General features: G+C 66.9%; 17 protein-coding genes and 1 tRNA gene. 11 read left to right on the forward strand and 7 right to left on the reverse strand.

Annotation, left to right across the window (positions count from 1 at the left end; all coding sequences use genetic code 11):
- Positions 1–12: 12 nt before the first annotated feature.
- The 7 genes from clpB to FHW83_RS01590 all read right to left on the reverse strand — a co-directional run bounded on the left by clpB (position 13) and on the right by FHW83_RS01590 (position 11,110).
- Positions 13–2,601 (reverse strand): ATP-dependent chaperone ClpB, encoded by a 2,589-nt coding sequence (gene clpB, locus FHW83_RS01560; RefSeq protein ID WP_176644607.1) that lies wholly within the window; start codon positions 2,599–2,601, stop codon positions 13–15.
- 41 nt (positions 2,602–2,642) lie between these two features.
- Positions 2,643–3,101 (reverse strand): molybdopterin synthase catalytic subunit MoaE, encoded by a 459-nt coding sequence (gene moaE, locus FHW83_RS01565; RefSeq protein ID WP_176644608.1) that lies wholly within the window; start codon positions 3,099–3,101, stop codon positions 2,643–2,645.
- Positions 3,098–5,560, reverse strand: coding sequence for a DUF349 domain-containing protein (locus FHW83_RS01570; RefSeq protein WP_176644609.1), 2,463 nt, complete (start codon positions 5,558–5,560; stop codon positions 3,098–3,100). Before FHW83_RS01570 ends, moaE begins: the two co-directional genes overlap by 4 nt.
- Positions 5,561–5,638: 78 nt before the next feature.
- Positions 5,639–6,262 carry a hypothetical protein gene (locus tag FHW83_RS01575; protein ID WP_229223972.1) on the reverse strand — a complete coding sequence of 208 codons (624 nt, stop codon included), beginning with the start codon at positions 6,260–6,262 and terminating at the stop codon, positions 5,639–5,641.
- Positions 6,263–6,473: 211 nt separating this feature from the next.
- Positions 6,474–8,879, reverse strand: a complete 2,406-nt coding sequence (locus FHW83_RS01580; RefSeq protein WP_176644611.1) for a bifunctional acetate--CoA ligase family protein/GNAT family N-acetyltransferase — start codon at positions 8,877–8,879, stop codon at positions 6,474–6,476.
- A 6-nt stretch (positions 8,880–8,885) separates the two neighbouring features.
- A complete protein-coding gene (locus FHW83_RS01585) occupies positions 8,886–9,875 on the reverse strand; it encodes a DUF2804 domain-containing protein (RefSeq protein ID WP_176644612.1) in 990 nt (329 codons plus the stop codon).
- Positions 9,872–11,110 (reverse strand): winged helix-turn-helix domain-containing protein, encoded by a 1,239-nt coding sequence (locus tag FHW83_RS01590; protein ID WP_176644613.1) that lies wholly within the window; start codon positions 11,108–11,110, stop codon positions 9,872–9,874. Before FHW83_RS01590 ends, FHW83_RS01585 begins: the two co-directional genes overlap by 4 nt.
- 135 nt (positions 11,111–11,245) lie before the next feature.
- Between FHW83_RS01590 and FHW83_RS01595 the strand changes: the two genes are divergently transcribed.
- The 11 genes from FHW83_RS01595 (at position 11,246) to dbpA (ending at position 25,897) form a co-directional block, all read left to right on the forward strand.
- The gene (locus FHW83_RS01595) at positions 11,246–13,867 is read left to right on the forward strand and encodes a diguanylate cyclase domain-containing protein (protein ID WP_176644614.1); all 2,622 of its coding nucleotides are present in this window, start codon (positions 11,246–11,248) and stop codon (positions 13,865–13,867) included.
- Positions 13,868–13,933: 66 nt separating this feature from the next.
- The gene (locus tag FHW83_RS01600; RefSeq protein ID WP_176644615.1) at positions 13,934–15,217 is read left to right on the forward strand and encodes an exonuclease SbcCD subunit D C-terminal domain-containing protein; all 1,284 of its coding nucleotides are present in this window, start codon (positions 13,934–13,936) and stop codon (positions 15,215–15,217) included.
- Positions 15,214–19,101 (forward strand): AAA family ATPase, encoded by a 3,888-nt coding sequence (locus FHW83_RS01605; protein WP_176644616.1) that lies wholly within the window; start codon positions 15,214–15,216, stop codon positions 19,099–19,101. Before FHW83_RS01600 ends, FHW83_RS01605 begins: the two co-directional genes overlap by 4 nt.
- Positions 19,102–19,118: 17 nt before the next feature.
- Positions 19,119–19,649 carry a putative metalloprotease CJM1_0395 family protein gene (locus FHW83_RS01610; RefSeq protein ID WP_229223973.1) on the forward strand — a complete coding sequence of 177 codons (531 nt, stop codon included), beginning with the start codon at positions 19,119–19,121 and terminating at the stop codon, positions 19,647–19,649.
- A 42-nt stretch (positions 19,650–19,691) separates the two neighbouring features.
- On the forward strand, positions 19,692–19,901 hold the full coding sequence (locus tag FHW83_RS01615) for a hypothetical protein (protein WP_155463266.1): 210 nt from the start codon (positions 19,692–19,694) through the stop codon (positions 19,899–19,901).
- A gap of 76 nt (positions 19,902–19,977) precedes the next feature.
- Positions 19,978–20,844, forward strand: coding sequence for a hypothetical protein (locus FHW83_RS01620; protein ID WP_229223974.1), 867 nt, complete (start codon positions 19,978–19,980; stop codon positions 20,842–20,844).
- A 98-nt stretch (positions 20,845–20,942) separates the two neighbouring features.
- Positions 20,943–22,109: a class I SAM-dependent methyltransferase gene (locus tag FHW83_RS01625; protein ID WP_176644617.1), complete on the forward strand. Its 1,167-nt coding sequence runs from the start codon at positions 20,943–20,945 to the stop codon at positions 22,107–22,109.
- Positions 22,110–22,156: 47 nt separating this feature from the next.
- A tRNA-Met gene (locus tag FHW83_RS01630) sits at positions 22,157–22,233 on the forward strand.
- Between the two features lie 177 nt (positions 22,234–22,410).
- Complete coding sequence (locus FHW83_RS01635) at positions 22,411–24,072, forward strand: acid phosphatase (protein ID WP_176644618.1); 1,662 nt, start codon at positions 22,411–22,413, stop codon at positions 24,070–24,072.
- Positions 24,073–24,155: 83 nt separating this feature from the next.
- Positions 24,156–24,380 (forward strand): hypothetical protein, encoded by a 225-nt coding sequence (locus FHW83_RS01640; RefSeq protein ID WP_176644619.1) that lies wholly within the window; start codon positions 24,156–24,158, stop codon positions 24,378–24,380.
- 107 nt (positions 24,381–24,487) lie between these two features.
- A complete protein-coding gene (dbpA, locus tag FHW83_RS01645) occupies positions 24,488–25,897 on the forward strand; it encodes an ATP-dependent RNA helicase DbpA (protein WP_176644620.1) in 1,410 nt (469 codons plus the stop codon).
- The last annotated feature ends 14 nt before the right edge of the window (positions 25,898–25,911 follow it).

A 25,911-nucleotide genomic window follows, 5' to 3' on the forward strand; every position in this document is an offset into this window, starting at 1 on the left:
AGTGACGCCGGCTCAGGCAAACACCAGTTCGCCGTTGGCCACATCCACGTGGACGGTGTCCTTCGGCCCGAACTTCCCTTGCAACATCAGCTTGGACAGCGGATTCTCGATCTGCTGCTGGATCGCGCGCTTCAGTGGCCGCGCGCCATACACCGGATCGTAGCCCGCCTCGGCGATCTTGTGCAGCGCCGCGTCGGTCACGCTCAGGCCGATTTCCAGCTTGCCCAGGCGTTGCTCCAGCGTCGCCAGCTGGATGCGGGCGATCGCGCCGATGTTCTTCTCATCCAGGCCGTGGAACACCACAATCTCGTCGATCCGGTTGATGAATTCCGGACGGAAGTGCGTGCGCACCTCGGCCATCACCGCCAGCTTGACCACGCCCGGATCCGAATCCTCCATCGACTGGATCTTATGCGAACCGAGGTTCGAGGTCATGATGATGACGGTGTTCTTGAAATCCACCGTGCGGCCCTGGCCATCGGTCATGCGGCCGTCGTCCAGCGCCTGCAGCAGCACGTTGAACACGTCCGGGTGGGCCTTTTCCACCTCGTCCAGCAGGATCACGCTGTACGGCTTGCGGCGCACGGCCTCGGTCAGGTAGCCGCCCTCGTCATAGCCGACGTAGCCCGGCGGCGCGCCGATCAGGCGGGCCACCGAATGCTTCTCCATGAACTCGCTCATGTCGATACGGATCAGCGATTCCTCCGTGTCGAACAGGAAGCCGGCCAGCGCCTTGGTCAGCTCGGTCTTGCCCACCCCGGTCGGCCCCAGGAACAGGAAGGAGCCGTAAGGGCGATTCGGATCGGCCAGACCGGCGCGCGAACGGCGGATGGCGTCGGCCACGGCGTTGATCGCCTCGTCCTGGCCCACCACGCGTTCGTGCAGCTTGTCCTCGATGTGGAGCAGCTTCTCGCGCTCGCCCTGCATCATGCGGGAAACCGGGATGCCGGTCGCGCGCGACACCACCTCGGCGATTTCCTCGGCGCCGACTTCGGTGCGCAGCAGCTTGGGCTTGGAGGCGTCGCCGCCGCCGGCCGCGGCCGTGGCCTTCTCGGCCTGCTTGAGCTGGGCCTCGAGTTCGGGCAGACGGCCGTACTGCAGTTCCGACACGCGCTGCCAGTTGCTCTCGCGCGTGGCCTGCTCCATCTGCTGCTTGATGCGGTCGATCTCTTCCTTGATGTGGGAACTGCCCTGCACCACCGATTTTTCGGCCTTGAGGATTTCCTCGAAGTCGTTGAGCTCGCGCGTCAGGCGCGTGATTTCCTCGTCGATCAGATCCAGGCGCTTGCGCGAGCCCTCGTCCTTCTCCTTCTTGACGGCTTCCTTCTCAATCTTCAGCTGGATCAGGCGGCGCTCCAGCTTGTCCATGACTTCCGGCTTGGAATCGATCTCGATCTTGATCTTGGCGGCAGCCTCGTCGATCAGGTCGATCGCCTTGTCGGGCAGGAAGCGGTCGGTTATGTAGCGGTGCGACAATTCCGCCGCCGCGATGATGGCGGCGTCCGAGATGGCCACCTGGTGGTGCAGCTCGTATTTATCCTGCAAGCCGCGCAGGATGGCGATGGTGGCCTCCACGGTCGGCTCGTCGACCAGGATCTTCTGGAAGCGGCGCTCCAGCGCGGCATCCTTCTCGATGTACTTGCGGTACTCGTCCAGCGTGGTGGCGCCAACGCAATGCAGCTCGCCGCGCGCCAGCGCCGGCTTCAGCATGTTGCCGGCGTCCATGGCGCCATCGGCCTTGCCGGCGCCCACCATGGTGTGCATCTCGTCGATGAAGACGATGGTCTGGCCCTCGTCCATGGCCAGTTCCTTCAGCACGGCTTTCAGGCGTTCCTCGAACTCGCCGCGATACTTGGCGCCGGCGATCAGCGCGGCCATGTCCAGCGCCAACACGCGCTTGCCCTTGAGCGAATCCGGCACCTCGTTGTTGACGATGCGCTGCGCCAGGCCTTCCACGATGGCGGTCTTGCCCACGCCCGGTTCACCGATCAGCACCGGATTGTTCTTGGAACGGCGCTGCAGCACCTGAATCGCGCGGCGGATTTCATCGTCGCGGCCGATCACCGGGTCCAGCTTGCCCTGGCGGGCGCGCTCGGTCAGGTCGAGGGTGTATTTTTTCAGGGCTTCGCGTTGGCCTTCGGCCTCCTGCGAATCCACCTTGGCGCCGCCGCGCACGGCGTCGATGGCCGCTTCCAGCGACTTGCGGGTCAGGCCGTTTTCGCGCGCCAGCGTGCCGGCGTCCGACTTGTCCTCGGTCAGCGCCAGCAGCACCATTTCGCTGGAAATGAACTGGTCGACGCGCTTCTGCGCCTCCTTGTCGGCAAGATTGAGCACTGCCACCAGCTCGCGGCCGGCTTGCACGTTGCCACCGGTACCGGAGACTTTCGGCAGACGCTCGATGGCGCCGGTCAGCGCCTTGCTGAGGCCGCCGACGTTGACGCCTGCGCGTTGCAGCAGGGAACGCGCGCTGCCGTCGTCCTGGTTCAACAGGGCCGTCAGCAGGTGCACGGGCTCGATGTAGGGGTTGTCGTTGCCCACGGCCAGACTCTGCGAGTCCGACAGGGCTTCCTGGAGTTTGGTGGTGAGTTTGTCCTGACGCATGGTGTTGCTCCGATAGATTTAACTTATCGTTTACATAGGAGCTACTTCCACTTATTCAAGGCCGCGTCATCGCTAACGCGGGCGTCGACCCAGCGCGCGCCGGCGGGCGTCTGCTCCTTCTTCCAGAACGGGGCTTCCGTTTTCAAATAGTCAATAATGAACTCGCTGGCGGCGAACGCCTCGCCCCGGTGCGCCGAGGTGACCGCCACCAGCACGATCTGATCCTTGGGCTTGAGCGGGCCGACGCGGTGGATCACCAGCGCGCTGAAAATCGGCCAGCGCTGTTTCGCCTTGTCAATAATGTCACTGATGGACTGCTCGGTCATGCCGGGGTAGTGCTCCAGCTCCATTTCCGACACCGTCGCGCCCTCGTTCAGGTCGCGCACCGTGCCGACGAAGGTGACCACGCCGCCAACCTTGGGGTGGCCGGCGCGCAGCTGGGCCACTTCCGCGGACAGATCGAAATCCTCGGTCTGTATCCGCACTTCATTCAAGCTCATGCACGCTCCGAGGCGCCGATGCGGCGGAACAACTGCTCGATGCGGCTGGCGGTACGGGCGTCGGCCAGGGCCGGCATGGCGCACAGCTGCAAATAGGCGGCGGTGGCCGATTGCGGCTTCTGGCCGGATTTCAGCGACGATTGCAGTACCTCCACCTGCATCTTGAGACGATCGCGCGCGAACTCGGCGCCGCTGTCGACGCCGGCCACGATCTCCAGCCGCAGCACCTCATCCAGCAGCTTGGCGCGGTTGCGCTCCAGCTCCTGTGCGTAGGCGCCGCGCTTGCCGTCGAGCGCGCCCAGCGCGGCGTTGAAGCGGCCTTGCAGCGTGCGTTCGTAATCATTTCCCAGCGACGGCAACGCGGCCCATTTGGCTTGCCATTCGGCGGCGTCGATGCTCTCGTCCTGCTTGCCGATGGCGTTTTCCAGCCCCTGGCACAGGCGCAGCTTGTCGCGCAGCGCGTTGGCCTGGGCGGCGCCGGCGCGGCGCTTGATGGCGTCCGCCTGCGCCTGCACCTTACCCACCGCGTTGTGATAACGCTGGTTGATGCGCGCCTCGGCCGCGCGCGGCACGGTGCCGCTGGCGTGCCAGGCCGCAGCCGCGTCCTTAAGCGCCTTGGCGATGGCGGCCAGCTGGGCCTTGTCGTCGCCGCTGAAGGTGGCTTCCTCCAGTTCCTTGCAGATGGCTTCGCGCGCGTGCAAATGGGCCTTGCGCTCGTGGTCGGCGGCGTGGGCGCTTTCCTTGCGCTTGGCGAAGATGACGTCGCAGGCGGCGCGGAAACGCAGCCACAGCGCCTGCTCGGTCTTGCGCTCCAGCGGCAGGGCCTTGGCCTGCTCCTGCCAGCGTTCCTGCAGGCGGCGCAGCTTGTCCAGCGTGTGACGGTCGGACGGGTCCAGCGCCTCGGCCTCGGTGATCAGTTCCTCGCGCTTGGCGGCCTCGACCTTGCGCTGCTCGGACAGCGGCGCCAGCATGGTGGCCAGCACCTTGTCGAAGGTCTGGTCGAGCTTGCGCTTCTCCTTGCGGTCGATGGTGCCGAGACGGCCCCACATCTGGCGCAGACGCTGGCCGGCGGCGGCCACGTTCTTGAGGTCGGCGCCGCCCGCCGCGACCGATTCGGCCAGCGCCTGCGTTTCCGCGATCAGCGCTTGCGCCTTGGCGGCGTTGGCGTGGCGCTCGTCGGCCAGATGCTTGAAGTGGGCGGCGGCCGGCGCGTAGGCGCTGGTGCAGGCGGCGTCGAAGCGTTCCCACAGCGACTTGGGGGCATGGCCGGAGACCGCGTCCAGCTGTTTCCAGCGGTCGCGCATGCTGCCGACCTTCTTGGCCAGCTCGCTCATGGCCAGCTTCTGGCCGGGCAGTTCCTCCACCGCCTTGACCAGTTCCTCGCGCGAGACGTTGCCGCCCCAGCGCGCCCAGTCGCCCAGGCGCTTGAGTTCGGCGCGGACGTGGTTCAGGTGCTCGGTTTGCGCCGGGCTCAGGCGGGTTTTGTGTTCGCGCAGCCACTTGTCGTGCTCGGCGGCGACGTGCAGCTGGCCATGTTCGAGCGCGGCTTCCAGCGCTTCCAGCGTTTCCAGGAATTTCTTGTCGACCTCTTTTGGCGCCGGCTTGGGCTGCTTGCGCTCGGCGGGCTTGGCTGGCTTGGACGCGGCGGCCTCGCCCGCCACCACCGCTCCGCCCGCCTCCGCCGCGCTGCCGGGCTCGCCGGCGCGCGGGGCCGCATCGGCCGCCGGCTCGGCCGCCGCCGGCTTCGGCGGCGCCGTCAGTGCCGCGCGCGTTTGCTCGATCGCCTGGGCGAAATCGCTCAGCAAGTGGCGCGGCAAGGCGTTATGTTCCGGCGCTTCCTGATAGACGTTTTGTTGCGCCGCGTGGCGCTCCAGCGCCTGCAGGGCCTCCTCGGCCGGCAGGCCCGCCTGCGGCAGCTTGCGCACCGCCGCCATGGCGTCGATGATGGTGCGCTGCAAATTGACCTGCGCCTCCAGCCGCGCGGCCAGCGACGCGCGGGCGCTGGCATATTGTTCCGCCAGGGATGGCACCTCGGAGACGATCTGCCATTGGCGGTCCAGCTCGGCGACCTGGTTGGGGGTCAGCTTCTCATCCTGCAACAAGCGTTGCGCCAGATCCAGGCACGCCTGTGCTTTTTGCTGCTCGGCTTGCTGGTAGCGGATGGCGTCCAGGCGGCCCTGCATCAGCTTGGCGACGCGACGGTCGGTGTTGCGCACCGCCTGCAGCACCTGCTCCAGCGCGGCTTGCGAGTGCACGTGTTCAGCGGCGGCCTGGCGCACGCCGGCGAATTCACTCTCCAGTATCAGTGCGACCGCAGCCGCCTCGTTGCCATTCAGGGCGGCGGCGCGGCGCGCCTGCTCGTCCCGGCGGCTGGCGGCCGCGTCCTGCTGCGGCTCGGCCGCGGGCGACGGCGGAACGGCCGAAGTTTCGGTTGCACGCTTAAAGAGGAAATCAAACATGGTGCGCTATGGTGATGGCTAAAACCACCATCATAGCAAAGCAGGAGGAATTTGCCCTGCGAGTGCGCTACGGGGTGGTTATTTCATAATGACATCGTCCCGCGACGACTGCCGCGTGGACCGGGGAACCGGCGGCGCCGGCACGTCGTCCAGCCCGACCACGGGCAGCACCTGCAAGCCGGGAATGGAGATCTGGCCGTCATCGACCGTGCCGCCCGGCAGCGCGCGGCGGCGCGCGGTCACTTGCGCCGCTTCGGCGGGCGGCAGGCCGGAGCGCTTCATTTCATCGAGGTGCTTGTCGTGCATCATCAACTGATTGGCGATCGAGAACCAGGTTTCGCCGGCGATGGAATTGCGCGCCAGCGCGAACAGTTCCTGCTCCTCCTTTTCCAGCCGCTTGAGCAACGCCGAGCAGAAGGTGTCGATGCTTTCGCACACCTCGCTCACCTGTTCGTCACGCACATCGGCCAGCGCGCCCAGCTTGTCCTGCAGCAGGCGGATCGACATCAGCGCGGACTGGTTCAAACGGTTGAGCTCATCCAGCAGCTGGTCGGCGCGCTCGGTGGCGTCGCGCAGCGCCGGGATCAGGTACATCTCGGTCTTGCGCCAATGGCAGGCCTGGTACAGGGTATTGAGGTTCTCGCAGGCGTATTCCAGCTGCGACAGGGTCATGCGGTTCTGCTGCATGAGCGTGCTGCGCATATACTTCTGAAACGATAGCAAACTCAAACGAACGCTGGATTGTTCGACAGACAGTGCTACCAAAGTATATGTGGCGGTCAACATTCTTCTGACTCCCAAGGCTTGTAGGGTGGAAGTAAAAGTGTAAAGATTCCCGACAGCGACGCTTTGACTTAGCACAAACCCGCCCCCGCGCCGTTAATAAGAATATATAACAAGCGTTCCGCGAATGCTATCGCAAAGGCAGTTGTAAACGCACCATTCCCGCTTCCGGATGCGGCAATACCACGCCGCCGAATTGGCGTATCAGTTTTTGCACGCCGCCGTTTTCCGACAAGGCGTCGCCAACGATCTCGCGCGTGCCGCGCGCGCGGAAATAATCGACCAGTTTCTGGAACAGGATGTAGCCCAGTCCCCGCCCTTTCAAATCGGAACGCACGATGATGGCAAATTCAGCGGACTGATTGTCGGGATCGGTCACCGCGCGCACCACGCCCAGCGTTTCCGCCTGTCCATTGGCGTTGGGACGCGTGGCGATGAAGGCCATGGCGCGGTCGTAATCGATCTGCGTCAGGCGCGCCAGCTGGGCCGGCGGCAGTTCGCGCATGGCGGTGAAAAACCGCAGGCGGACGTCGTCCGCGTTGAGTGCACTGAAGAAGGCCTGATGCTGGGCGCCATCCTCCGGCCGGATCGGACGCAGCAGGATTTGCCCACCGCCCCAGTCCACGCGCTCCTCCAGTTCCTGCGGATATGGGCGGATCGCCAGCTCGGCGCGGCGCGCGCGGGCCTTGGCCAGCTGCATGCGCGCGCCCAGCGCCACCACGCCGCCGCCGATCGCCAGCAACGGATTGAGATCGAGTTCGACCAGCTCCGGCAGGTCGGCCACCATGTCGGCCACCTGCACCAGCGTGCGGATCAGCGCCTCGGCGTCGGCCGGGGTCTGGCTTTGCGCCAGCAGGCGCGAGACGCGCGTGCGGCTCACCATGTCACGCGCCAGCGCCATGTTCAGCGGCGGCAGGCCGGCGGCGCGGTCGGCCGCGACATCGGCGGCGATGCCGCCCTGGCCGAAAAACACCACCGGCCCGAACACAGGATCGTGACCGATCTGGATGCGCGCGGCCGCCAGCGTGGCGCCGGTCAGCGCGGCCTGCTGCGGCGTAGCGAGCGCCAGGCCGTACGCCGCCATCAGCGCGCGCGCATCGGTGTCGGACAGATCGCCGCGGCCGGCGTTAAGCGCCGCCTGCACCAGCGCGCGCGCCGCTGAACGCTCGCCGGCGCTGGTGGCGGGCACCCCGGCCGGCACTTCCATCAGCAGTTCCTGATTGCGGCGGTACTGGGCGATTTGCAGGAAGCCGTTGACGGCTTTCTCCGGCGTGTCGTAGGTCGGCAGGCCGGCGTCGGCGAACACGCGGCGCGCCTGCGCCACCGAACCACCGCCCAGCCAGCAGGACAGCACATTCTTGTTCGCCGCCCGCATTAAGGGCGCGACGGCGGTGGCGATCAAATCGCTGGCCACCATGGCGGTGGGCGCGTGCAGGAACAGCAAGGCGTCGGCCTGCGGTTCGCGCAGCAGCGCCTCGACAGCGATGGCGTAGTGCTCGACCGGCGCGTCGGCCAGGAAGTCGAGCGGGTTGGCTTGCGGCGCGCCGGCTTGCGCCAGCCGTTTCAGGGTTTCGGGCGACAGCGGCGCCAGTTGCGCGCCGCTGCAGGCCAGCGCGTCGGCGGCGATCAGCCCCAGGCCGCCGCCATTGGTCAGCACCGCCAGCCGCTCGCCGCGCTGCGGACGCTGGCGCGCCAGCGTTTCCACCGCGTCGAACAAATCCTCGGTCGAGTACACGCGCAGCATGCCAGCGCGGCGGATCGCCGCATCGAACACCAGGTCCGCGCCGGGCGCCGCGTCGCGCCCGACTTTCAGCACGATGACCGGCTTGCCGCGCGCCGCCAGCCGGCCGGCCGACATGAACTTGCGGGCGCCGCTGACGTGCTCTATGCAGAGCAGGATGGCCTCGGTCTCGGCGTCGGCCGCCAGATAGTCGAGCAGGTCGCCAAAGTCGACGTCCACGCCATCGCCCATGGCGACAAAGCGTGAGAAGCCGATGCCGCGCTGCCCGGCCCAGTCCAGCACCGCCGTCGCCAGCGCGCCGGATTGCGAGACGAAAGCCAGTCGTCCGCCGCCCGCCGCCATTTGCGTGAAGCTGGCGTTCAATCCCAGCGACGGCGATTGCAGCCCGACGCTGCCGGCGCCGAGGATGCGCAGCAGGTGCGGCTTGGCCGCGTCCAGCATCGCCTGGCGCAGGCCGCGGCCGCCGCCGGGTCCGGGATCGGCGGTCATGACGATGGCGGCTTTGGTGCCGTTCTGTCCCAGTTCACTGATCAACCCCGCCACGGTGGCGGGCGGTGTGCAAATGACGGCCAGGTCGGCCGGAGCCGGCAACGCGCTCACGCGCGCGTGGCACGGCAGGCCGCGCAAGGTGTCGTGCTTGGGATTGACCGGCCAGACCTTGCCGCCATCCCGCGTGAATTCGCCGTCCAGCAGGTTGGCCAGCACGCGCGTGCCGATGCGCTGCGGATTGTCCGACGCGCCGATCACGGCCACCGAGCGTGGTTGGAACAAACGGTCAAGATGACGAATACTCATGGAGAGTCACCAGCGCGATGAATGGTCTTCAGTCACGCCCATCAACTGCGTGACCATGCGTTTGGGCTGATCCGGCGCCGCGCGCACCCAGCCGCTGAAGGTGCCGATCGGTTGCAGGTAGCGGCTGGCCGCCACCACCATTTTTTTGTTGTCGCGGCGCGCGCCTTCCGGCGTGAAGATCAGGTCGAGCATATCGTCCTCGGTAAAAATATGCCACTGCGAGAGCGCATCCTTTTTATCGTACAGGAAGTGGGCCGGCGCCAGCGCAATCAGGTCGCCGTCCAGCCACAGCGCGTTTTCATGAGCGCCGAAGTAGCCGGCTTGCAGGTTGAAGCCCAGCTCCATGTTGTGCGCCGAGGCCCAGCGCCACGCCGTGTTGCGCGCCAACAGCCCGTTGGAATAATCGAAGCTGGCGATGCCGCCATCGAGCTTGTATTCCTCGCGCCAGGTGCGCACTTCGCCGCGCAGCGGCATGGCGGACGACTTCTGGGTCGCATGCACCGAGCCTTGTTCGATCGGCCCGGTGGCCAGCAGCAGCGGCGACGGGCTGGGGCCGAAGCTGGCGTCGATCTCCAGATAGTCGCATCGCAGCGTCAGGCGATAGCTGCCGTCGCCGCTGGCATCGACCGCGATATGGCAGGTCTTCGCCTTGAAGCTGCTCGACTCGCCGGCGTGGTTGGCCAGCCTGGCCGACACCAGCGGCAAGCCGTCCTGGGAAAAATTGGCCAGCATGTCGCCATCCTGGCGATCGAAGGCGTAGGCAAAGGCGGTGCTGATCCAGCCCAGATCGACGATGGCCACGGCACAGAATACCTGCTCCGTGCACAAGGCCACGTAATGCCAGCGCTTGTGGTGAAAGCGCCGCCACAACGGGCCGCGCGCGAATGGCTTGGCCAGCTGGCTCCAGTCGATATTGCCGACCTGGCCGGCGTAGCGTCCAAACAGCGGTTGTCCGTCAGCGGCCAGCAGGCTGGCGGGGGCGGCGGGCAGGGTCATGCGGCTTCCTTTTGTTGATACGCGTCCAGCGCGGCTTGCAGCATCGGACCGACACTGGCGGGCGACGCTTGTGTCAGGCGTACACGCGGGCATTCGTGCCAGTCGGCCAGCCGTTGCAGGGCGCCGGCCACGTCGCGCGTGAAGCGGTCGCTGATCCGTACTCCCGGCTCCAGTGCCAGCGACTTCAGTTCGAACACGCCCTCGCGCCGGTGCGCCTTGGCGTCCACGCGGCCGACCAGCAGGCCACGCCGCAAGATGGGCAGCGTGAAGTAGCCATACTTGCGCTTTTCGGCCGGCGTGTAGCATTCCAGCCGGTAGTCGAAGTTGAACAGCTCCTGCGCGCGGCGGCGGTCCCACACCACCGGATCGAACGGCGAGAGGACGGTGGTCAGGGTCGGAGCAAGCGTGCCGGCGGCGGCATCGGCCAGCAAGCGCGCATGATCGGGGTGGACGTAGACCGGATCGTCCCAGTCATCCACCCACGCGCGCAGCAAGGCGCCCTGCTCCACCAGCGTTTCGGGATCGAGACGCGGCGGCCGGGTACGGAAATAGTCGCCGATCCAGTGCGCCCGCGCGCAGCCCATGGCCTTCACGGCTTTCAGCAGCAGCGCGCGCTGTACCGCTTCCTTGCTTTGCAGCTGGCTGTCGTCCCAATGCGGCAGCACCCGCTCCGCCAGGTCGTAGATGCGCTGGAAGTTGTGGCGGGCGGAGATCATCAGCGCGCCGGTGGTGAACAGCACCTCCAGCGACCGCTTCTCCGGCTTCCAGCTCCACCAGCCGCCGCCCTGGCCATCGGTGCGCTCGAAATCCGAGGATCGCGTCGGACCGTTGACGCGGATATGCTCCAGCACCTTTTCCACGTCGGCGCGGCGCTCCCTCATCCAGTTGGCGGAATACTTCCAGCCCATCGCCTCCGGCTCCAGCATGCGATGGCGATACAGGCCGTAGTCCTCCACCGGCACGAAGCAGGCCTCGTGCGCCCAGTATTCGAACAACTCGCCGGCCGCCAGCGCCTGTTCCAGCCAGGCTTGCGGATAGTCGCCCAGGCGGCTCCACAGCACCAGGTACGGACTGCGCGCCACCACGTGGATGGTATCGATCTGCAGCACGCCCATCTGGCGGATCGCTTCCAGCAAGTCTGGCTGGCGCGCCTTGCGGCGGCGCGGCTGCAGCAGCCCCTGCGCCGCCAAGTGCAGTGCCCGCGCGGCGGACAGGCTCAATATCGGTTCGGTCATCACGCTATTCTAATAAAGAAATCAACATTGCCTGTGAACGGAATGCGACTTTTTTCACGCCATTCACGCCAAAACCCACATTTCCGGGCAGAATAAACGCAGAGACTTCCGACTCCCGAAGAGGACCATCCACCGATGCGCGATTTCCTACGTCGCTTGTACCGTGCGATCCTGCTGCCCGCCTTTGGGGCGCTGCTGCTGGTCCTGATGTGGGCGGCGGTGGCCTACCAGGTGCGGCAGGAGAAGATCACCGCCCGTCACGAGGCGGTGCTGCACAGTCAGTCGCTGGCGCGCACGCTGGCCGAGCATACCAACCATCTGCTGCGCCAGACCGACCACGCCACCCAGCTGTTCAGGCTCAAATACGAGGAAACCGAGGGTCGCCTGCGGCTGGCCGAATTCGCCCGCAAGAACGGCCTGCTGGACTCCCTGCTGCCCACCAAGCTCGATCTGCCGATGGCCATCCTGAATCAGGAGGGCCATGTGATCGACAGCATGAACGGCTACTTCGATCCGGACATGGCGCACACGGCCTTCTTCCAGAGCCACGCGTCGAATCCGGCGGACGCCTCGCTGGTGTCCACGCCGGTGGTGGACAGCCGCACCAAGAAATGGCAGATCCAGATTTCGCGCCGCCTCAATCACGCCAACGGCGGCTTCGCCGGCGTGATCCTGGTGATGATGGACCCGGCCTACTTCGTCGAGGACTACGACCGCCTGAACGTCGATCCCGGCGGCGCGGTGATGCTGATCAGCCGCGAGAACGGCATGTCCTCGGCCCGCATCGACGACCAGGTTATCATCAGCGACAGCATTGATTTCAGCGTGGCCCCGGCCGGCGAGGAGCTGCTGCTCAAGCGCCCGTTCGACGCCACCGAGCGCATTTACGGCTACACCGAGATGCCGCGCTTCCTGCTGATGGCGGTGGTCGGCAACCCGGCCGACAGCGCGCTGGCCCGCTTTGAGCGCCGCCGCGGCATGTACTACGGCGCCGCCATCATCGCCTCAGCCCTGGTGCTGCTGTTCATCTACCTGCTGGTGCGGCAGGCGCGCCGCCTGCGCCGCAGCGCCAGCATGATCATCGAGGCGCAGTCGATGCTGCGCGCGGCGGCCGACGCCAGCCTCGACGCGGTGTACATGTTCAAGGCCTGCCGCATGCGCGGCGCGCAGCGCGAGATCCTCGACTTCACCATCGCCGACCTGAATGAGCGCGGCGCCCAGCTGATGGGCTTCCGCAGCGCCGACATCAAGGGCAAGCGCCTGATAGAAGTGCTGCCCGAGCTGCACTCCAAGGGCTTCGTTGAAAAATACCGCCACGTGCTGGAGTCGCGCCAGCCGGTGGAGGAGGAATTCGCGGTCGACTTCCTGCCCAACCGGGAGGTGCACTGGCTGCACCACCAGATCGTGCCGATCACCGACGGCGTGGCCGTGACGGTGCGCGACATCACCTCGCGCAAGGAGACCGAACTGGCGGTGCGGCAGAATCAGGCGGAACTGGCGGCGGTCAACGACGCCTCGCCGCTAGGGCTGCTGCGCGCCGACGCCGCCGGCCACTGCACCTATGTCAACCGCACCTTTGAACTGATCACCGGCCTGACGCGCGAGGAAGCGCTGGGCGACGCCTGGCTGCGCGCGGTCCATCCGCACGACCGCGCCGTGCTCAAGGCCGCGCTCACCCACCTGGGCGTGACGCGCGCGCCTTACCAGGACACGCTGCGCTGCGTGCACCCGGACGGCATGATCGTCTGGGTCTCGTTCAAGATCGCCGCCATGGTGGTGGACGGCAAAATCTACGGCTATGTCGGCACGGTGGACGACATCACCCATGTCCGCAAATCCGTGATGGCGCTGCGCGAAAGCGAAGCGCGCCTGCGCACCATCGCCGACACCCTGCCGGCCATGGTGGCGTACATCGACGCCCAGCAGGTCTACCGCTTCCACAACGTGGCCTACGAGCGTGAATTCAACCGCAGCGGCACCACGGTGCTCGGCCGCACCATCCGCGAAACCATGGGCGACGAGCGCTACGCCTTCCTCGAACCCTATGTGCTGCGCGCGCTGGCCGGCGAAACGCTGACCTTCGAGGAGGACGACAACAGCGACGCCACCGAGCGCACCTACGAGGTGGTCTACATCCCGCAAATGGACGAGGAAGGCGCCAGCGTGATCGGCTTCCACGTCATGCGGCAGGACATCACGGTGCAAAAGCGCGAGAAGCAGCGGCTGCTGCGGCTGTCGCAGGTGGACGCGCTGACCGGCCTGACCAACCGCGCCGGCTTTCTGCAAAAACTGCACGACGCCATGATCGCCGCCCGCGCCAACGGCAGCCTGATGGCGGTGATGTACATGGACATCGACCGCTTCAAACCGGTGAACGACACCTACGGCCATGCCGTGGGCGACGCTCTGCTGAAGGCCTTCTCGGCGCGCCTGACCCACACCATGCGTGCCAGCGACACCATCGCGCGGCTGGGCGGCGACGAGTTCACCATCGTCATGGAGCGCATCCACCGCATCGACGACGCGGCCGCGCTGGCGGCCAAGATCGTGGCCGCCATGCAGGCGGACTTTGACCTCGACGGCAAGGTGGTGTCGATATCGACCAGCATCGGCCTGACCTACTACCGCGACGAGGACCTGAGCCCCGCCGAGCTGCTGAACCGCGCCGATACCCTGCTGTACGAGGCCAAACAGGCCGGCCGCAACACCTTCCGCGCCGGACCGGCGATCCCGCAACCGGCAAGCAACGCGGCATAAATCAAACCGGGGATGGCCGGCTTGCGCTATATTGAGCGCTTTCCGGCTGTTTCGACTGTTTTTTCCATGCGTTTGCTGCACACTTCCGACTGGCATCTCGGCCAATCCCTGCATAATTTCGAGCGTCATTATGAGCACCAGCGCTTCCTCGACTGGCTGCTGGACACGCTCGTGGCCGAACAGGCCGACGCGCTGCTGATCGCGGGGGATATCTACGACAATGCCAATCCGTCGGCGGCCTCGCAGAAGCAGTTGTACCGTTTCCTGCGGCAGGCCAGGGAACGCGTGCCGCACCTGAACCTGATCATCATCGCCGGCAACCACGATTCGCCGGGCCGGCTTGACGCGCCGGGCCCCTTGCTGGAGGCGCACGGCACGCGCGTGATCGGCGCGGTGCAGCGCGATGCCGACGGCGAGATCGATGTCGAGTCGCTGGTGCAGCCGCTCACCGGCCGCGATGGCGCGGTCGCCGCCTGGTGCCTGGCGGTGCCCTTCCTGCGTCCCGGCGACGTGCCGCGCATGCCGCCCCGCCCCGCGCCGGCGGACGGCGGCGATGCAAGCGCCGATGCGGCCCCGGACGCCGCCGATCCCGCGCCCGATCCCTACCTGGCCGGCATCGCTCTGCTCTACCGGCAGGCGTTTGAACTGGCGCGGAGCAAGCGCGCCGACGGCCAGGCCATCATCGCCATGGGCCATTGCCACATGGTGGACGGCCAGATGTCCAGCGATTCCGAGCGCCGCATCGTCATCGGCGGCACCGAGATGCTGCCGGCCGGGATCTTCGATCCGGCCATCGCCTACGCGGCGCTGGGCCATTTGCACCTGGCGCAGAACGTCGGCAAGCAGGAACACATACGCTATAGCGGCAGCCCGATGCCGCTGTCGTTCGCGGAAGTGCACTATCCGCACCAGATCCTGCGCATCGACCTCGAAGGCGCGGCCGTGCGCGAGATCGCGCCAGTGCCGGTGCCGCGCGCGGTGGAGCTGCTGCGCGTACCCGCCAAGCCGGCGCCGTTGACGCAGGTGCTGGAAGAACTGAACGCCCTGGCGCCGCCGGAGGTCCCGGACGAGCAGCAGCCCTACCTGGAAGTGCGCGTGCTGCTGGAGCAGCCGGAGCCCGGCCTGCGCGCGCGCATTGAGGCGGCGCTGGAGGGCAAGGCGGTGCGCCTCGCCAAGATCGAAACCTCGACCGCCGCGCGCGGCTCCTCCATCGACAAGGAGGTGATGACGCTGGACCAGCTGGAAAAGCTCAAGCCCGACGACATCTTCAAGCAGCTCTACCAGCAGCGCTTCGGCAATGAAGCGCCGGCCGATCAACTGAGCGCCTTCGCGGAGTTGATGCTGCCATGAGAATCCTGAAAATCAGCGGCAAGAACCTGGCCTCGCTGGCCGAGGAATTCAGCGTCGATTTTGAATCGGAGCCGTTGGCGTCCACCGGCCTGTTCGCCATCAGCGGCCCGACCGGCGCCGGCAAGAGCACCTTGCTGGACGCCCTGTGCCTGGCCTTGTACGACGCCACCCCGCGCCTGCTGCGCGTGGCCGGCCGCAACTACCTGGCCGACGTCGGCAACGAGACCGTCTCCACGCAGGATCCCCGCACGCTGCTGCGCCGTGGCACGGCCGAGGGTTACGCCGAAGTGGATTTCGTCGGCAGCGACGGCGCCAGCTACCGGGCGCGCTGGAACGTGCGGCGCGCCCGCACCAAGGCGGAAGGCGCGCTGCAGTCGACCATCATGCAGCTGCACCTGCTGCCGGCGCTGCAGCCCATCGGCGCCACCAAGACCGAAGTCAAGGCCGAAATCGAGAAGCGCATCGGCCTGTCGTTCGAACAGTTCACGCGCGCGGTGCTGCTGGCGCAGAACGAGTTCTCGGCCTTCCTCAAGGCCGAGGACAACGAACGCGGCGAGCTGCTGGAGACGCTGACCGGCAGCACCATCTATTCCGAGATTTCCGTGCGCGCCTTTGAACGCAACAAGCTGGAGCAGGCCGCGCTGCAAAAGCTTAACCTGCGCCTGGCCGACCAGAAGCCGCTGACCGCCGAGCAGCGCGCCGGCATCGAGGCGCAAAGCGCCGACGCCGCCGTCGCTTTGCAAGCGCTGGATCAGCGGAAGGAGGCGCTGGAGCAGGAGCTGCGCTGGCACCAGCAAGCGGAAAAGCTGCGGCAGGAAGAACAAGCGGCACAACAAGCCGCGACGGCCGCGCAGGCCGCCGTGGTCGACGCCGCCCCACGCCACGCCGCACTGGCGCTGATCGACGCCGTACAACCCGCACGGCCGCTGGCCGAGGATATCCGCCGCATCGACGCCGACATCGCCGACACGCAAGCGGCCATTGTCGCCAGCACGCAAAACCTGCAGCACGCCGCACAAGCGCTGGAACAGGCCAATGCCGCGCTGACGCAAGCCACGGTCAGCCAACAGCAGGCCGAGGCGGCCCAACGTGCCGCCGCGCCGCAGCTGGATCAGGCCAAGGCGCTGGACGCGCGCATCGAAGCTATGCTGCCGGCCTATCGCCAGGCCGCCGCCGCGCTTGAAAAGGCAGTGCAGGCCGACACCGCCGCCAAGGCCGCGCTGCAATCCCGACAAAGCGAACAAGCCCGCCTGGCCGCGCAGCAGCAAGCCGGGGTGGCGTGGCTGCAGCAGCACAAGCACTGGAAAGCGCTGGCGTTGCAATGGGATCGCTGGGATGTGCTGTTCGTGCAGGCAGGCCAGCAAGCCGCGCAAGCGGAGCGGCTTGCATCCGGCCTGTCGCGCGTGCAGCGCAACGCGCAGATGCATCGCGACGAGGAGGCCGACGCCAGCGCAAAGCTGGCCGCCGCCGTTGAAGCGTTGAAAACACTGGACGCCCAGCGCCAGCAAGCGGCGCAAGCCATGGCGGCGTACCCGGTCGACCAACTGCAAGCCGTCCGCAGCCGCCACGAGCAACAACGCGGCCTGCTGACCGGCGCCGAAAAAATCTGGCTGGAGCTGGCGTCACGCCAGGCCCGCCACGCCGAGATCGAGGCGCAAGCCGCGCAGCAGCGCCAGGCCATGGCGGCGGCCGAGGCGCAACTGGCGGCGTCCACGCAGGAAGGCGTCGCCATCATGGCGGCTTTCTCGCAAGCCGAGCGCGCGCTCAGACTGGCGGAAGCCGCCTGCGCCGCCAGCGTGGAGTCGTTGCGCAAGTCGCTGGAGGACGACACCCCCTGCCCTGTCTGCGGCGCGCTGGAACACCCATACCGCCACAACGACGACAGCCTGCAAACCATGCTGCGCGAGTTCCAGGCCGACGTGACGAAGTGCCGCCAGCGGATGGAGGCCAACGTCAACCAGCAGGCCGCGCAGCGCGCCAGCGCACAAGCCAGCGCCGAGCAGTTGAATGTCTTGGCCGCCGAGCAGCGCTCGGTGCAGCAGGCGCTGGAGCGTGTGTCCGCCGCCTGGTCGGCCCACGCGCTGGCGTCCGTCGAAGGGCTGCCGCCCGAAGCTGAACGCACCGAATGGTTTGTGGCGCAACTGGCGCAGACCCACAAGGCGCTGCAGGCGGTGGAGCAGCAGGAACGCGCGCTGCACGCCGCCCGCGTGGCGCGCGATCAGGCGCAAGCGGCCTACGAGCGTGCCGCCGCCGAGCACACACGCTTGCAGAACGTGGCCGCCGCCGCGCGCACCGCGCTGGCGCAATCGAACACGGAATACAAGGCGCTGGAAGATCAGCGCATCGAGGTTGCGCTCACGCTGAGCGGTTTGCTGTCCGACCTCGACGCGGCCTTCAGCGGCGGCGACATCCCCAGCGAGGAGTGGAAGGAAGACTGGAAGTCCGGCCCGGCGCGGTTCTACGAGGCGCGTCAGGCGGAAAGCAAGCAGTGGCTGGCGCAGCGCGCGGCTTACGATGAGCGCGCGGCCGCCTTGGCCGGTTTCGAGGTGGAGCTCAACGCCCTGGCGGAAGCGCTCGCGCGGACCGGCCAGGACGCCGCCGCCGCCCGCGAGGCCTTTGCCGCCGCCGAGGCGACGCTGAAGGCAAGCCAGGACCAGCGCATGTCCATGTGGGGCGGCAAGGAGGTGCGCGAGGTGGAAGCCGCGCTGCAGGCGGCCATCGACAGCGCGAAAGCCCGCCACGCGGCGGCGCAAGACGCCGCCCAGCAGGCGGCGCAGGCCAAGGTCCGCAACGACGAGGCGCTGGCGCAAGCGGGCCAGCGCCTCGCGACGCTCCAGGCCAACGCCAGCGCCGCCGCCGCGCGCCTCGACGACTGGCTGGCCGCGTTCCAGCGGCGTCAACCCGAGGCCGGCCTGCGGGATCTGGCACATCTGCACGCGTTGCTGGCGCGCCCGGCCGACGAGATCCATGCCGAACGCGGCGCCCTGCAAGCCCTGTCCCGCGCGGCCGACCAGGCCGTGACGGTATTGCAAGAACGCCAGCGCCAGCGCGCGCAGCACCAGCTCACCGCGCCACCGTCGCGCATCGCCGCCGGCCGCGACGCAGGCCCGGACAGCATCGATGGCGCGACCGCCGACCTGTGGACGCCCAGCGAACCGGCCGTCGACGACCAGCCGTCCGACCTTGAGGCCGGCGTTGCGCCGGCCGAGTCGCCGATCGCCGCCGTCAGCGCGGCGCTCAACGCCCTGCTGGCCGAACGCAAGACCGCCAACGACCACGCCACCGCCCTGCACCTGGCGCTGGCGCAGGACGACGACAAGCGCCGCCGCTCGCACGCCATGCTGGCCGAAATCGAGCAGCAGGAGGCCATCGCCCAGCGCTGGGCGCGCATGGATGAGCTGATCGGCTCCGCCGACGGCAAACGCTTCCGGAACTACGCCCAGCAATTCACGCTGGACGTCCTGCTGGGCTACGCCAACGCCCACCTCAACCACCTGTCGCGCCGCTATCAACTGGAGCGCATCCCCAACGCCGCCGCGCCGTCGCTGGCCCTGCTGGTGCGCGACCAGGACATGGGCGGCGAAATGCGCTCGGTGCACTCGCTGTCCGGTGGCGAATCGTTCCTGGTGTCGCTGGCGCTGGCGCTGGGACTGGCCTCGCTGTCCTCCAACCGCGTACGGGTCGAGTCGCTGTTCATCGACGAAGGCTTCGGCAGCCTGGACGCCGACACCCTGCGTGTCGCCATGGACGCGCTGGATGGCCTGCAGGCCATGGGCCGCAAGGTCGGCGTCATCTCCCACGTGCAGGAAATGACCGAGCGGATCTCGGCCAAGATCCTGGTGCAGCCATCGGCCGGGGGCCGGAGCACGATTAGCGTCATGTAAGCCGCGCCGGTGCTATCATGAACGGCATGAGCATCGGCGCCCTTTCACCGAGTTCCATCACCGCCACGCCGGCGCGCGACGTGCCGCCGGTGCAGGTCGCGTCGTCCCCCGCGGCGGCCGGCCAGGCCACCGCATCCGCCTCCGCCGCCAGCACCACCCAGCTATCGCAGGAAGCGCTGGCCCTGATCGACCAGCTCAAGTCGCGCGACCTTGAGGTGCGCCAGCACGAACAAGCCCACATGGCCGCCGCTGGCGGACTGGCCACCTCGGGCGCCTCCTACACCTACCAGCGCGGCCCGAACGGCGTCAGTTACGCCATTGGCGGCGAGGTGAATATCGACACCTCGCCCGGCGCCACGCCGGAGGAAACCATCCAGCGGGCACGCACCATCCAGGCGGCGGCGCTGGCGCCGGCCGAACCATCCGGCGCGGACCGCGCGGTCGCCGCCCAGGCGCAGCAGATGGAAGCCCAGGCCCGCGCCGAGCTGGCGCAGCGCGCCTACCAGAACGAACCGGCAGCGGCGCCCACACTGAATACCTATGCCTGAGTGATAAAATCCCGCCTTTGCCTTTTTAGCCAACACGGAATCATGTTAAAAGCACCACGCACCCTGACCTTCAAATGCGCCAAGTGCGCCAAAGCCGTTCAAGTCCGCCTGCAGAAGGTATCGGCCTGCTCGCACATCCAGCCTTACGTGGGCGTGTGCGCATGCGGCGAGGTCCGGCACCACGCGATCGGCCAGAAAGACGCGGTCGAGTCCTACCTGGCCGCCCCGGAAGGCTGGACCCACCACCACTAATTCGCGCCGCGCCCTCAAGTAATCCGATACGATACCGTTAAAGAGTTGTAGAAGTTTCATTAAAACGGAATCCATCATGTCTACCATCTCGAACCTGGGCGGCCGCTGGCCTTCGCTTTACACCGGCAATCAGCAGCCTTCGGGCCTGCAAAAAACGCAAGGCGCCGCGCCGGCCATCAAATCCGGCGGCCCGCTGGACCTGGAAAGCCGCGTCGCCTCGGTCGGCAACGCGACGGTGGATTTCGCGCAGGATTTCGTCAGCAGCTTCACGCAGGCGCTGTTCGGCGACGCCGCCAAGGGCGCGGTGATCGACTTCGACTCGGCCAGCCTGGAAACCTCGTCCAGCTACGCGGTCGGCTACCAGCACACCGAGGGCGCCAACGGCGTCACCGACGCCGCCGCCTTCAGCCTGACCGACAGCTCGCACTTCATCGGCAAGGGCACCATCACCACCGCCGACGGCCGCAAGTTCGATTTTGAGGTGGAAGTCCAGTACAACTACGAGCTGAATGCCGCCGCCAGCCAGACCAGCGGCGCGCCCGAGCAGGACGACGCGCAGCCGTCGACCAAGGACCTGCCAACCGTGCAGCTGCCGAACATCGACTTCCCGGGCACGCTGGCGGACCTGTTCAAGTTGATCGGCCGCGACCTGCACACCGCGCTGGCCAGCAACAACGACAAAGACAGCAAAGCCACCGACGGCATCGACCGCAACACCTTGCGCAGCCTGTCGCTGCGCCTGCTCAACCTGGTCGACAGCAAGGACACCAACACCTACGCGCCGCCGAGCGCCGCGGATAAAGCCAAGACCGCGGCCAACGCGGACGCCGGCGCGGCAACGCCGGCGCAGCCTGACGCCACCGCCACCCAGGCGGGGGCCGAGGATGCCGCCGCCACACCGGTGGCGGACGACGCCAAGCCGGCCGATAACGCCGCAGCCTAATGCCCAGCCGGCGCGCCGCCGACGGCCCGGTATAATAGCGACACTTTCCGCCGCGCGGCCTCGCGCGGCGCGTCCTATTTTCCGTAGATTGCCTGAACATGTCCGTACAAACCTCCTCCCCTTCCGTTCCACCGCAGATTCAATGGGAGGAGAACGGCGAGCAGCGTTCCGCGCGCTGGCGCTCGGAGGCCGGCATGCCGCCCCCCAAGCGGGTGGTCATCGCGGACGACCGCACCAATGCGGACGTGGCTTACCGCCTGGCTTGCGAAGGCACCGCCCTGCTGTGGCGCGGCGACTTCCAGAACGCACGCCAGTTGCTGCAGGCGCTGGCGCGCCGCGCGGATCACAAGGGCAAATCGGCCAAGAAGAAGCCAGCCAAGGTTCCGGCCACGCCCACCGAAGCGTTCCACCTGCACCGCCAGGCCCAATCGCAGCGCGCCCGCACGCTGGCCATGCTGCTGATTCCCTTCGACGAAGGCTACACCATCCCCCTGCGCCGCGCGCCGGACGTCAAGCTGGCTTGCAACGAGGCTTATGGCCGTTACGAGGAGCCCTTCATCGCCTCGATGCGCGAGCTGCTTGGCCTGATCGGCGCGCATGAATGGCGCCGCACCGGCGTCGAGATTCCGGCGCTGGGCGCGCGCATCCATCCGCACTACGGCGTGTTCTCGCCGGTGCGCGGGGAATATGTGCGGATGGTGGCCGATGCGGCGCTGCCGAAAGGGGCCACGCTGGCCTTCGATATCGGCGTCGGCACCGGCGTGCTGTCGGCGGTGCTGGCCAAGCGCGGCGTACAGCGCGTGATCGCCACCGACCAGGACCAGCGCGCGCTGAGCTGCGCACGCGAGAATCTGGCGCTGCTGGGCCTCGACTCGCAGGTCGAGCTGCAAGTGGCCGACCTGTTCCCGGAAGGCCGCGCGCCGCTGGTGGTATGCAATCCGCCTTGGGTGCCGGCGCGTCCCAGCTCGCCGATTGAATACGCCGTCTACGATCCGGACAGCCGCATGCTGCGCGGCTTCCTCGGCGGCTTGTCGGCGCACCTGACGCCGGGCGGCGAAGGTTGGCTGATCCTGTCCGACCTGGCCGAGCACCTGGGCCTGCGCCCGCGCGAACAGCTGCTGGAATGGATCGCCGCCGCCGCCCTGAAAGTGGTCGACCGCATCGACGTCCGCCCCATCCACCCGCGCGCCTCGGACGCCAGCGACCCGCTGCACGCCGCGCGCGCGGCCGAGGTCACGTCGCTGTGGAAACTGGCCGTCGCGTAAATCGACTTGCGCAACACGGCGCACTTGTATATAATTATGGCCTCAGACGCGGGGTGGAGCAGTCTGGCAGCTCGTCGGGCTCATAACCCGAAGGTCACAGGTTCAAATCCTGTCCCCGCAACCAGATTCGATAAGCCGTTGATTTTCATCAGAAAATCAACGGCTTTTTCAATTTCGGCCTTTGGATGCGGCTGTGGTGCCGGCGCACGGCAGAACTGCTTTTACCTTGGGCGCTACAGCGATACCCAATCGGCTGCAAAGCTGTCACAATTGTCCTTTTAGCTCAGCCAGGGAGGCGCGCGTGAAGGATCAGGTACCAGCAGCAGAACAACAAGAGCAAGACGCTCCGCTTAATCCTTCCCGCCGACGTATCTTCCAGGCGGCCGGCGCCGCCGGTCTGGCGACCACCCTGCCCGCGCTGGCCGAGGCGGCGCCCGCCAAGCCTGCGGCCAAGGGCTCGCTCGATGAAAAGCTCAAGGCCCACATCAAGAACGTGGTGGTGATCTACCTTGAGAACCGCAGCTTCAACAACCTGTTCGCCAATTTCCCCGGCACCGCCCAGCCGCTGTCCGCCGTGCCGGCCGCCGCCTGCGTGCAGCGCGACCGCGATGGCTCGGTGCTGCCGTCGCTGCCCAAGATCTGGGGCGGCATGGTGCCGAACACGCAGGACATCGGCGGCAAGAAATACGCGATCAAGGAAGACGACATCAAGGGCTTGCCCAACGCGCCCTTCAAACTGGTGGACACCGAAGGCAAGCCGCTGCCGGAAGCCGTCATCACGCGCGACCTGTGGCACCTGTTCTATCAGAACCAGATGCAGATCAACGACGGCAAGAACGACGGCTTCGCCGCATGGGGCAACACCGGCGGCATGGTGATGGGCTACTACGGCGAGACCAATAAGAATCTCGGTCTGTGGAAGATCGCGGAACAATACACCCTGTGCGATAACTTCTTCATGGCGGCCTTCGGCGGCTCGTACCTGAATCACCAGTTCCTGATCAGCGGCCGCGTGCCGGAATACTTCAACGCCAAGGACACCGCCGCCAAGAAGAAGATCGCGGTGCTGGACGACGGCCCGACCGGCTTCCGCCTGTCCGTCACCAAGGACAGCCCGGCGTCGGCGATGAACGGCCATCCGCACTTCGTCAACAACGGCGCCATCACGCCGGACGGCTATGCGGTCAACACCATGGCGCCGCCGTACCAACCAAGCTACATCCGCCCCGCCTTCGACGGCGATCCGCTGCACGCCGATCCAAACGACGCCGGCACCCTGCCGCCGCAAAGCTACGACACCATCGGCGACCTGCTGTCGCGCAAGGGCGTGAGCTGGGCGTGGTATGGCGGCGCGTGGCAGGCGGCGCTGGATGCGCGCGGCGGCGGCGAGAGGCCGAACTTCCAATACCATCACCAGCCGTTCAACTACTTCAAGCAGTTCGCGCCGGGCACCAAGGCGCGCGAGGAACACCTGCGCGACGGCGGCCTTGGCGACAGCCCGATCTCCAACAAATTCATCGCCGACGCGGTGGCGGGCAAACTGCCGGCCGTCACCTTCTACAAGCCGCAAGGGAACCTGAACCTGCACGCGGGCTACTCGGACATCGAATCGGGCGACGCCCACATCGCCAACGTGATCGAGCACTTGAAGAAGTCCCCGCAGTTCAAGAACATGCTGGTGGTGATCACCTTCGACGAGAACGGCGGCTGGTGGGATCACGTGGCGCCGCCGAAGGGCGACCGCTGGGGCCCGGGTTCGCGCGTCCCGGCCATCATCGTCTCGCCGTACGCGAAAAAAGGCCACGTCGACCACAACTTCTACGACACCACCTCGATCATGCGCTTCATCACCCGCCTGCACGGCCTGCCGCTGCTGGAAGGCCTGAAGACGCGCAACGAGGCCTTCGCCGCGCGCCACGCCACGCCGCCGGGCGACCTGACGGGAGCCCTGAGCTTCCGTTGAGTTTGCGCTTTGTGTTAAACTGCGCGCTATTCTGTAAGCTAACGAAGCCCGACTAAACCAGCCGGGCTTTTGTTTTTTCCCCGATGAGAGATAAAAAAGATAACGCTACGTTCGACCTGCCGGGCTTTGCCCCCGCCGCGCCGCTCGAACCGGAAGCAAAGCGTGCGCCGCCGCCGCGCGCGCGTCGTCCCGCACTCAAGCAAGAGCAATTGGAACTGCTGGAGCCGACCGACACCACCGGCCTGCCGATCTGGGTGCGCGACGAAAATCTCGACCTGACCGGCTTGCCGGTATGGAAACGGGACTGATACGGTACGGTTACCGTACAGCTGCAACACACCTTCCGCACAGTGGGCCAGGCCAGCGTTAGCCTGTTAGACTGTGCCCACATCCTTTTTGAACAGGGTCCGCCACCATGACTTCCACCTCCTTTGCCAGCCTGCCGCTGAGCCCCGCCTTCCTCGACAACCTCGACTCGCTCGGCTACAAGGAAATGACGGACATCCAGGCCCAAAGCCTGCCGTCGGTGCTGGAGGGCCGCGACCTGATCGCCCAGGCCAAGACCGGCAGCGGCAAGACCGCCGCCTTCGGCATCGGCATCCTGCACAAGCTCAATCCCGCGTGGTTCGCGGTGCAGGCGCTGGTGCTGTGCCCGACCCGCGAACTGGCCGACCAGGTGGCCGGCGAGTTGCGCCGGCTGGCGCGTTCCACCGGCAACGTCAAGGTGCTGGTGCTGACCGGCGGCTCCCCGATGCGGCCGCAGATCGCCTCGCTGGAACACGGCGCCCACATCATCGTCGGCACGCCGGGCCGCGTGCGCGACCACCTGGGCCGCGAGACGCTGGACCTGTCGAAAGTCGGCACGCTGGTGCTGGATGAAGCCGACCGCATGACCGACATGGGCTTCTACGACGAAATCGCCGGCATCGTCAGCGCCTGCCCGAAGCGCCGTCAAACCCTGCTGTTCTCGGCCACCTACCCGGACGACATCCGCCGCGCCACCGACGACTTCCTGGTCGATCCGGTGGAGGTGACGGTGGAAGCGCAGCACGACAACAGCCAGATCGAACAGCTGTTCTTCGAGATCGGCTTCGACCAGCGCAACGAGGCCGTGGCGCGCCTGCTGGGCCACTACAAGCCGGTATCGGCGATCGCCTTCTGCAACACCAAGGTGCAGTGCCGCGAGCTGGTGGAATCGCTGCAGCAGAAAGGCTTCTCGGCACTGGCGCTGTACGGCGAACTGGAACAGCGCGAGCGCGACGAGATCCTGATCCTGTTCGCCAACCGCAGCTGCTCCGTACTGGTGGCGACCGACGTCGCCGCGCGCGGCCTGGACATCCCCAACCTGGAAGCGGTGATCAACGTCGACGTCTCGAAGGACACGGAGGTGCACATCCACCGCGTCGGCCGTACCGGCCGTGGCGGCGAACAAGGCCTGGCGCTGTCGCTGTGCGCGCCGAACGAGAAGAAGTGGGTCAAGCTGATCGAGGAATATCAGGGCCAGCCGGTCGAGTGGTTCGACCTCGATAGCCTGGACGAAAACGACTACGGCGTCGATCCGGCGCCGATGATGACGCTGGTGATCTCGGGCGGCAAGAAGGACAAGCTGCGTCCGGGCGACGTGCTGGGCGCCCTGACCGGCGACGCGGGCCTGAGCAAGGAACAAGTCGGCAAGATCAACGTGACCGAGTTCCAGACCTACGTGGCGATCGACCGCCGTGTCGCGTATGACGCCTTCGCGCGCCTTAACAAAGGCAATCCACTGGGCGGCGACTTCGGCGCCATCAAGGGCCGCAACTTCAAGATGCGCTTTATCGAAGCGTAAATAACTCTTTCGTG

Origin of the sequence: Duganella sp. SG902, from assembly GCF_013376005.1 — a bacterium.
Lineage (GTDB): Bacteria > Pseudomonadota > Gammaproteobacteria > Burkholderiales > Burkholderiaceae_D > Rugamonas.

Bases quoted from the DNA above. Each gene is read 5' to 3' on its own strand.
- FHW83_RS01585 (WP_176644612.1), bottom strand. From the start codon at position 9,875: ATGACCCTGCCCGCCGCCCCCGCCAGCCTGCTGGCCGCTGACGGACAA.
- FHW83_RS01600 (WP_176644615.1), top strand. From the start codon at position 13,934: ATGCGTTTGCTGCACACTTCCGACTGGCATCTCGGCCAATCCCTGCAT.
- FHW83_RS01615 (WP_155463266.1), top strand. From the start codon at position 19,692: ATGTTAAAAGCACCACGCACCCTGACCTTCAAATGCGCCAAGTGCGCC.
- FHW83_RS01590 (WP_176644613.1), bottom strand. From the start codon at position 11,110: ATGACCGAACCGATATTGAGCCTGTCCGCCGCGCGGGCACTGCACTTG.
- FHW83_RS01625 (WP_176644617.1), top strand. From the start codon at position 20,943: ATGTCCGTACAAACCTCCTCCCCTTCCGTTCCACCGCAGATTCAATGG.
- clpB (WP_176644607.1), bottom strand. From the start codon at position 2,601: ATGCGTCAGGACAAACTCACCACCAAACTCCAGGAAGCCCTGTCGGAC.
- FHW83_RS01575 (WP_229223972.1), bottom strand. From the start codon at position 6,262: ATGCGCAGCACGCTCATGCAGCAGAACCGCATGACCCTGTCGCAGCTG.
- dbpA (WP_176644620.1), top strand. From the start codon at position 24,488: ATGACTTCCACCTCCTTTGCCAGCCTGCCGCTGAGCCCCGCCTTCCTC.
- FHW83_RS01620 (WP_229223974.1), top strand. From the start codon at position 19,978: ATGTCTACCATCTCGAACCTGGGCGGCCGCTGGCCTTCGCTTTACACC.
- FHW83_RS01640 (WP_176644619.1), top strand. From the start codon at position 24,156: ATGAGAGATAAAAAAGATAACGCTACGTTCGACCTGCCGGGCTTTGCC.
- FHW83_RS01580 (WP_176644611.1), bottom strand. From the start codon at position 8,879: ATGAGTATTCGTCATCTTGACCGTTTGTTCCAACCACGCTCGGTGGCC.
- FHW83_RS01595 (WP_176644614.1), top strand. From the start codon at position 11,246: ATGCGCGATTTCCTACGTCGCTTGTACCGTGCGATCCTGCTGCCCGCC.
- FHW83_RS01610 (WP_229223973.1), top strand. From the start codon at position 19,119: ATGAACGGCATGAGCATCGGCGCCCTTTCACCGAGTTCCATCACCGCC.
- moaE (WP_176644608.1), bottom strand. From the start codon at position 3,101: ATGAGCTTGAATGAAGTGCGGATACAGACCGAGGATTTCGATCTGTCC.
- FHW83_RS01605 (WP_176644616.1), top strand. From the start codon at position 15,214: ATGAGAATCCTGAAAATCAGCGGCAAGAACCTGGCCTCGCTGGCCGAG.
- FHW83_RS01570 (WP_176644609.1), bottom strand. From the start codon at position 5,560: ATGTTTGATTTCCTCTTTAAGCGTGCAACCGAAACTTCGGCCGTTCCG.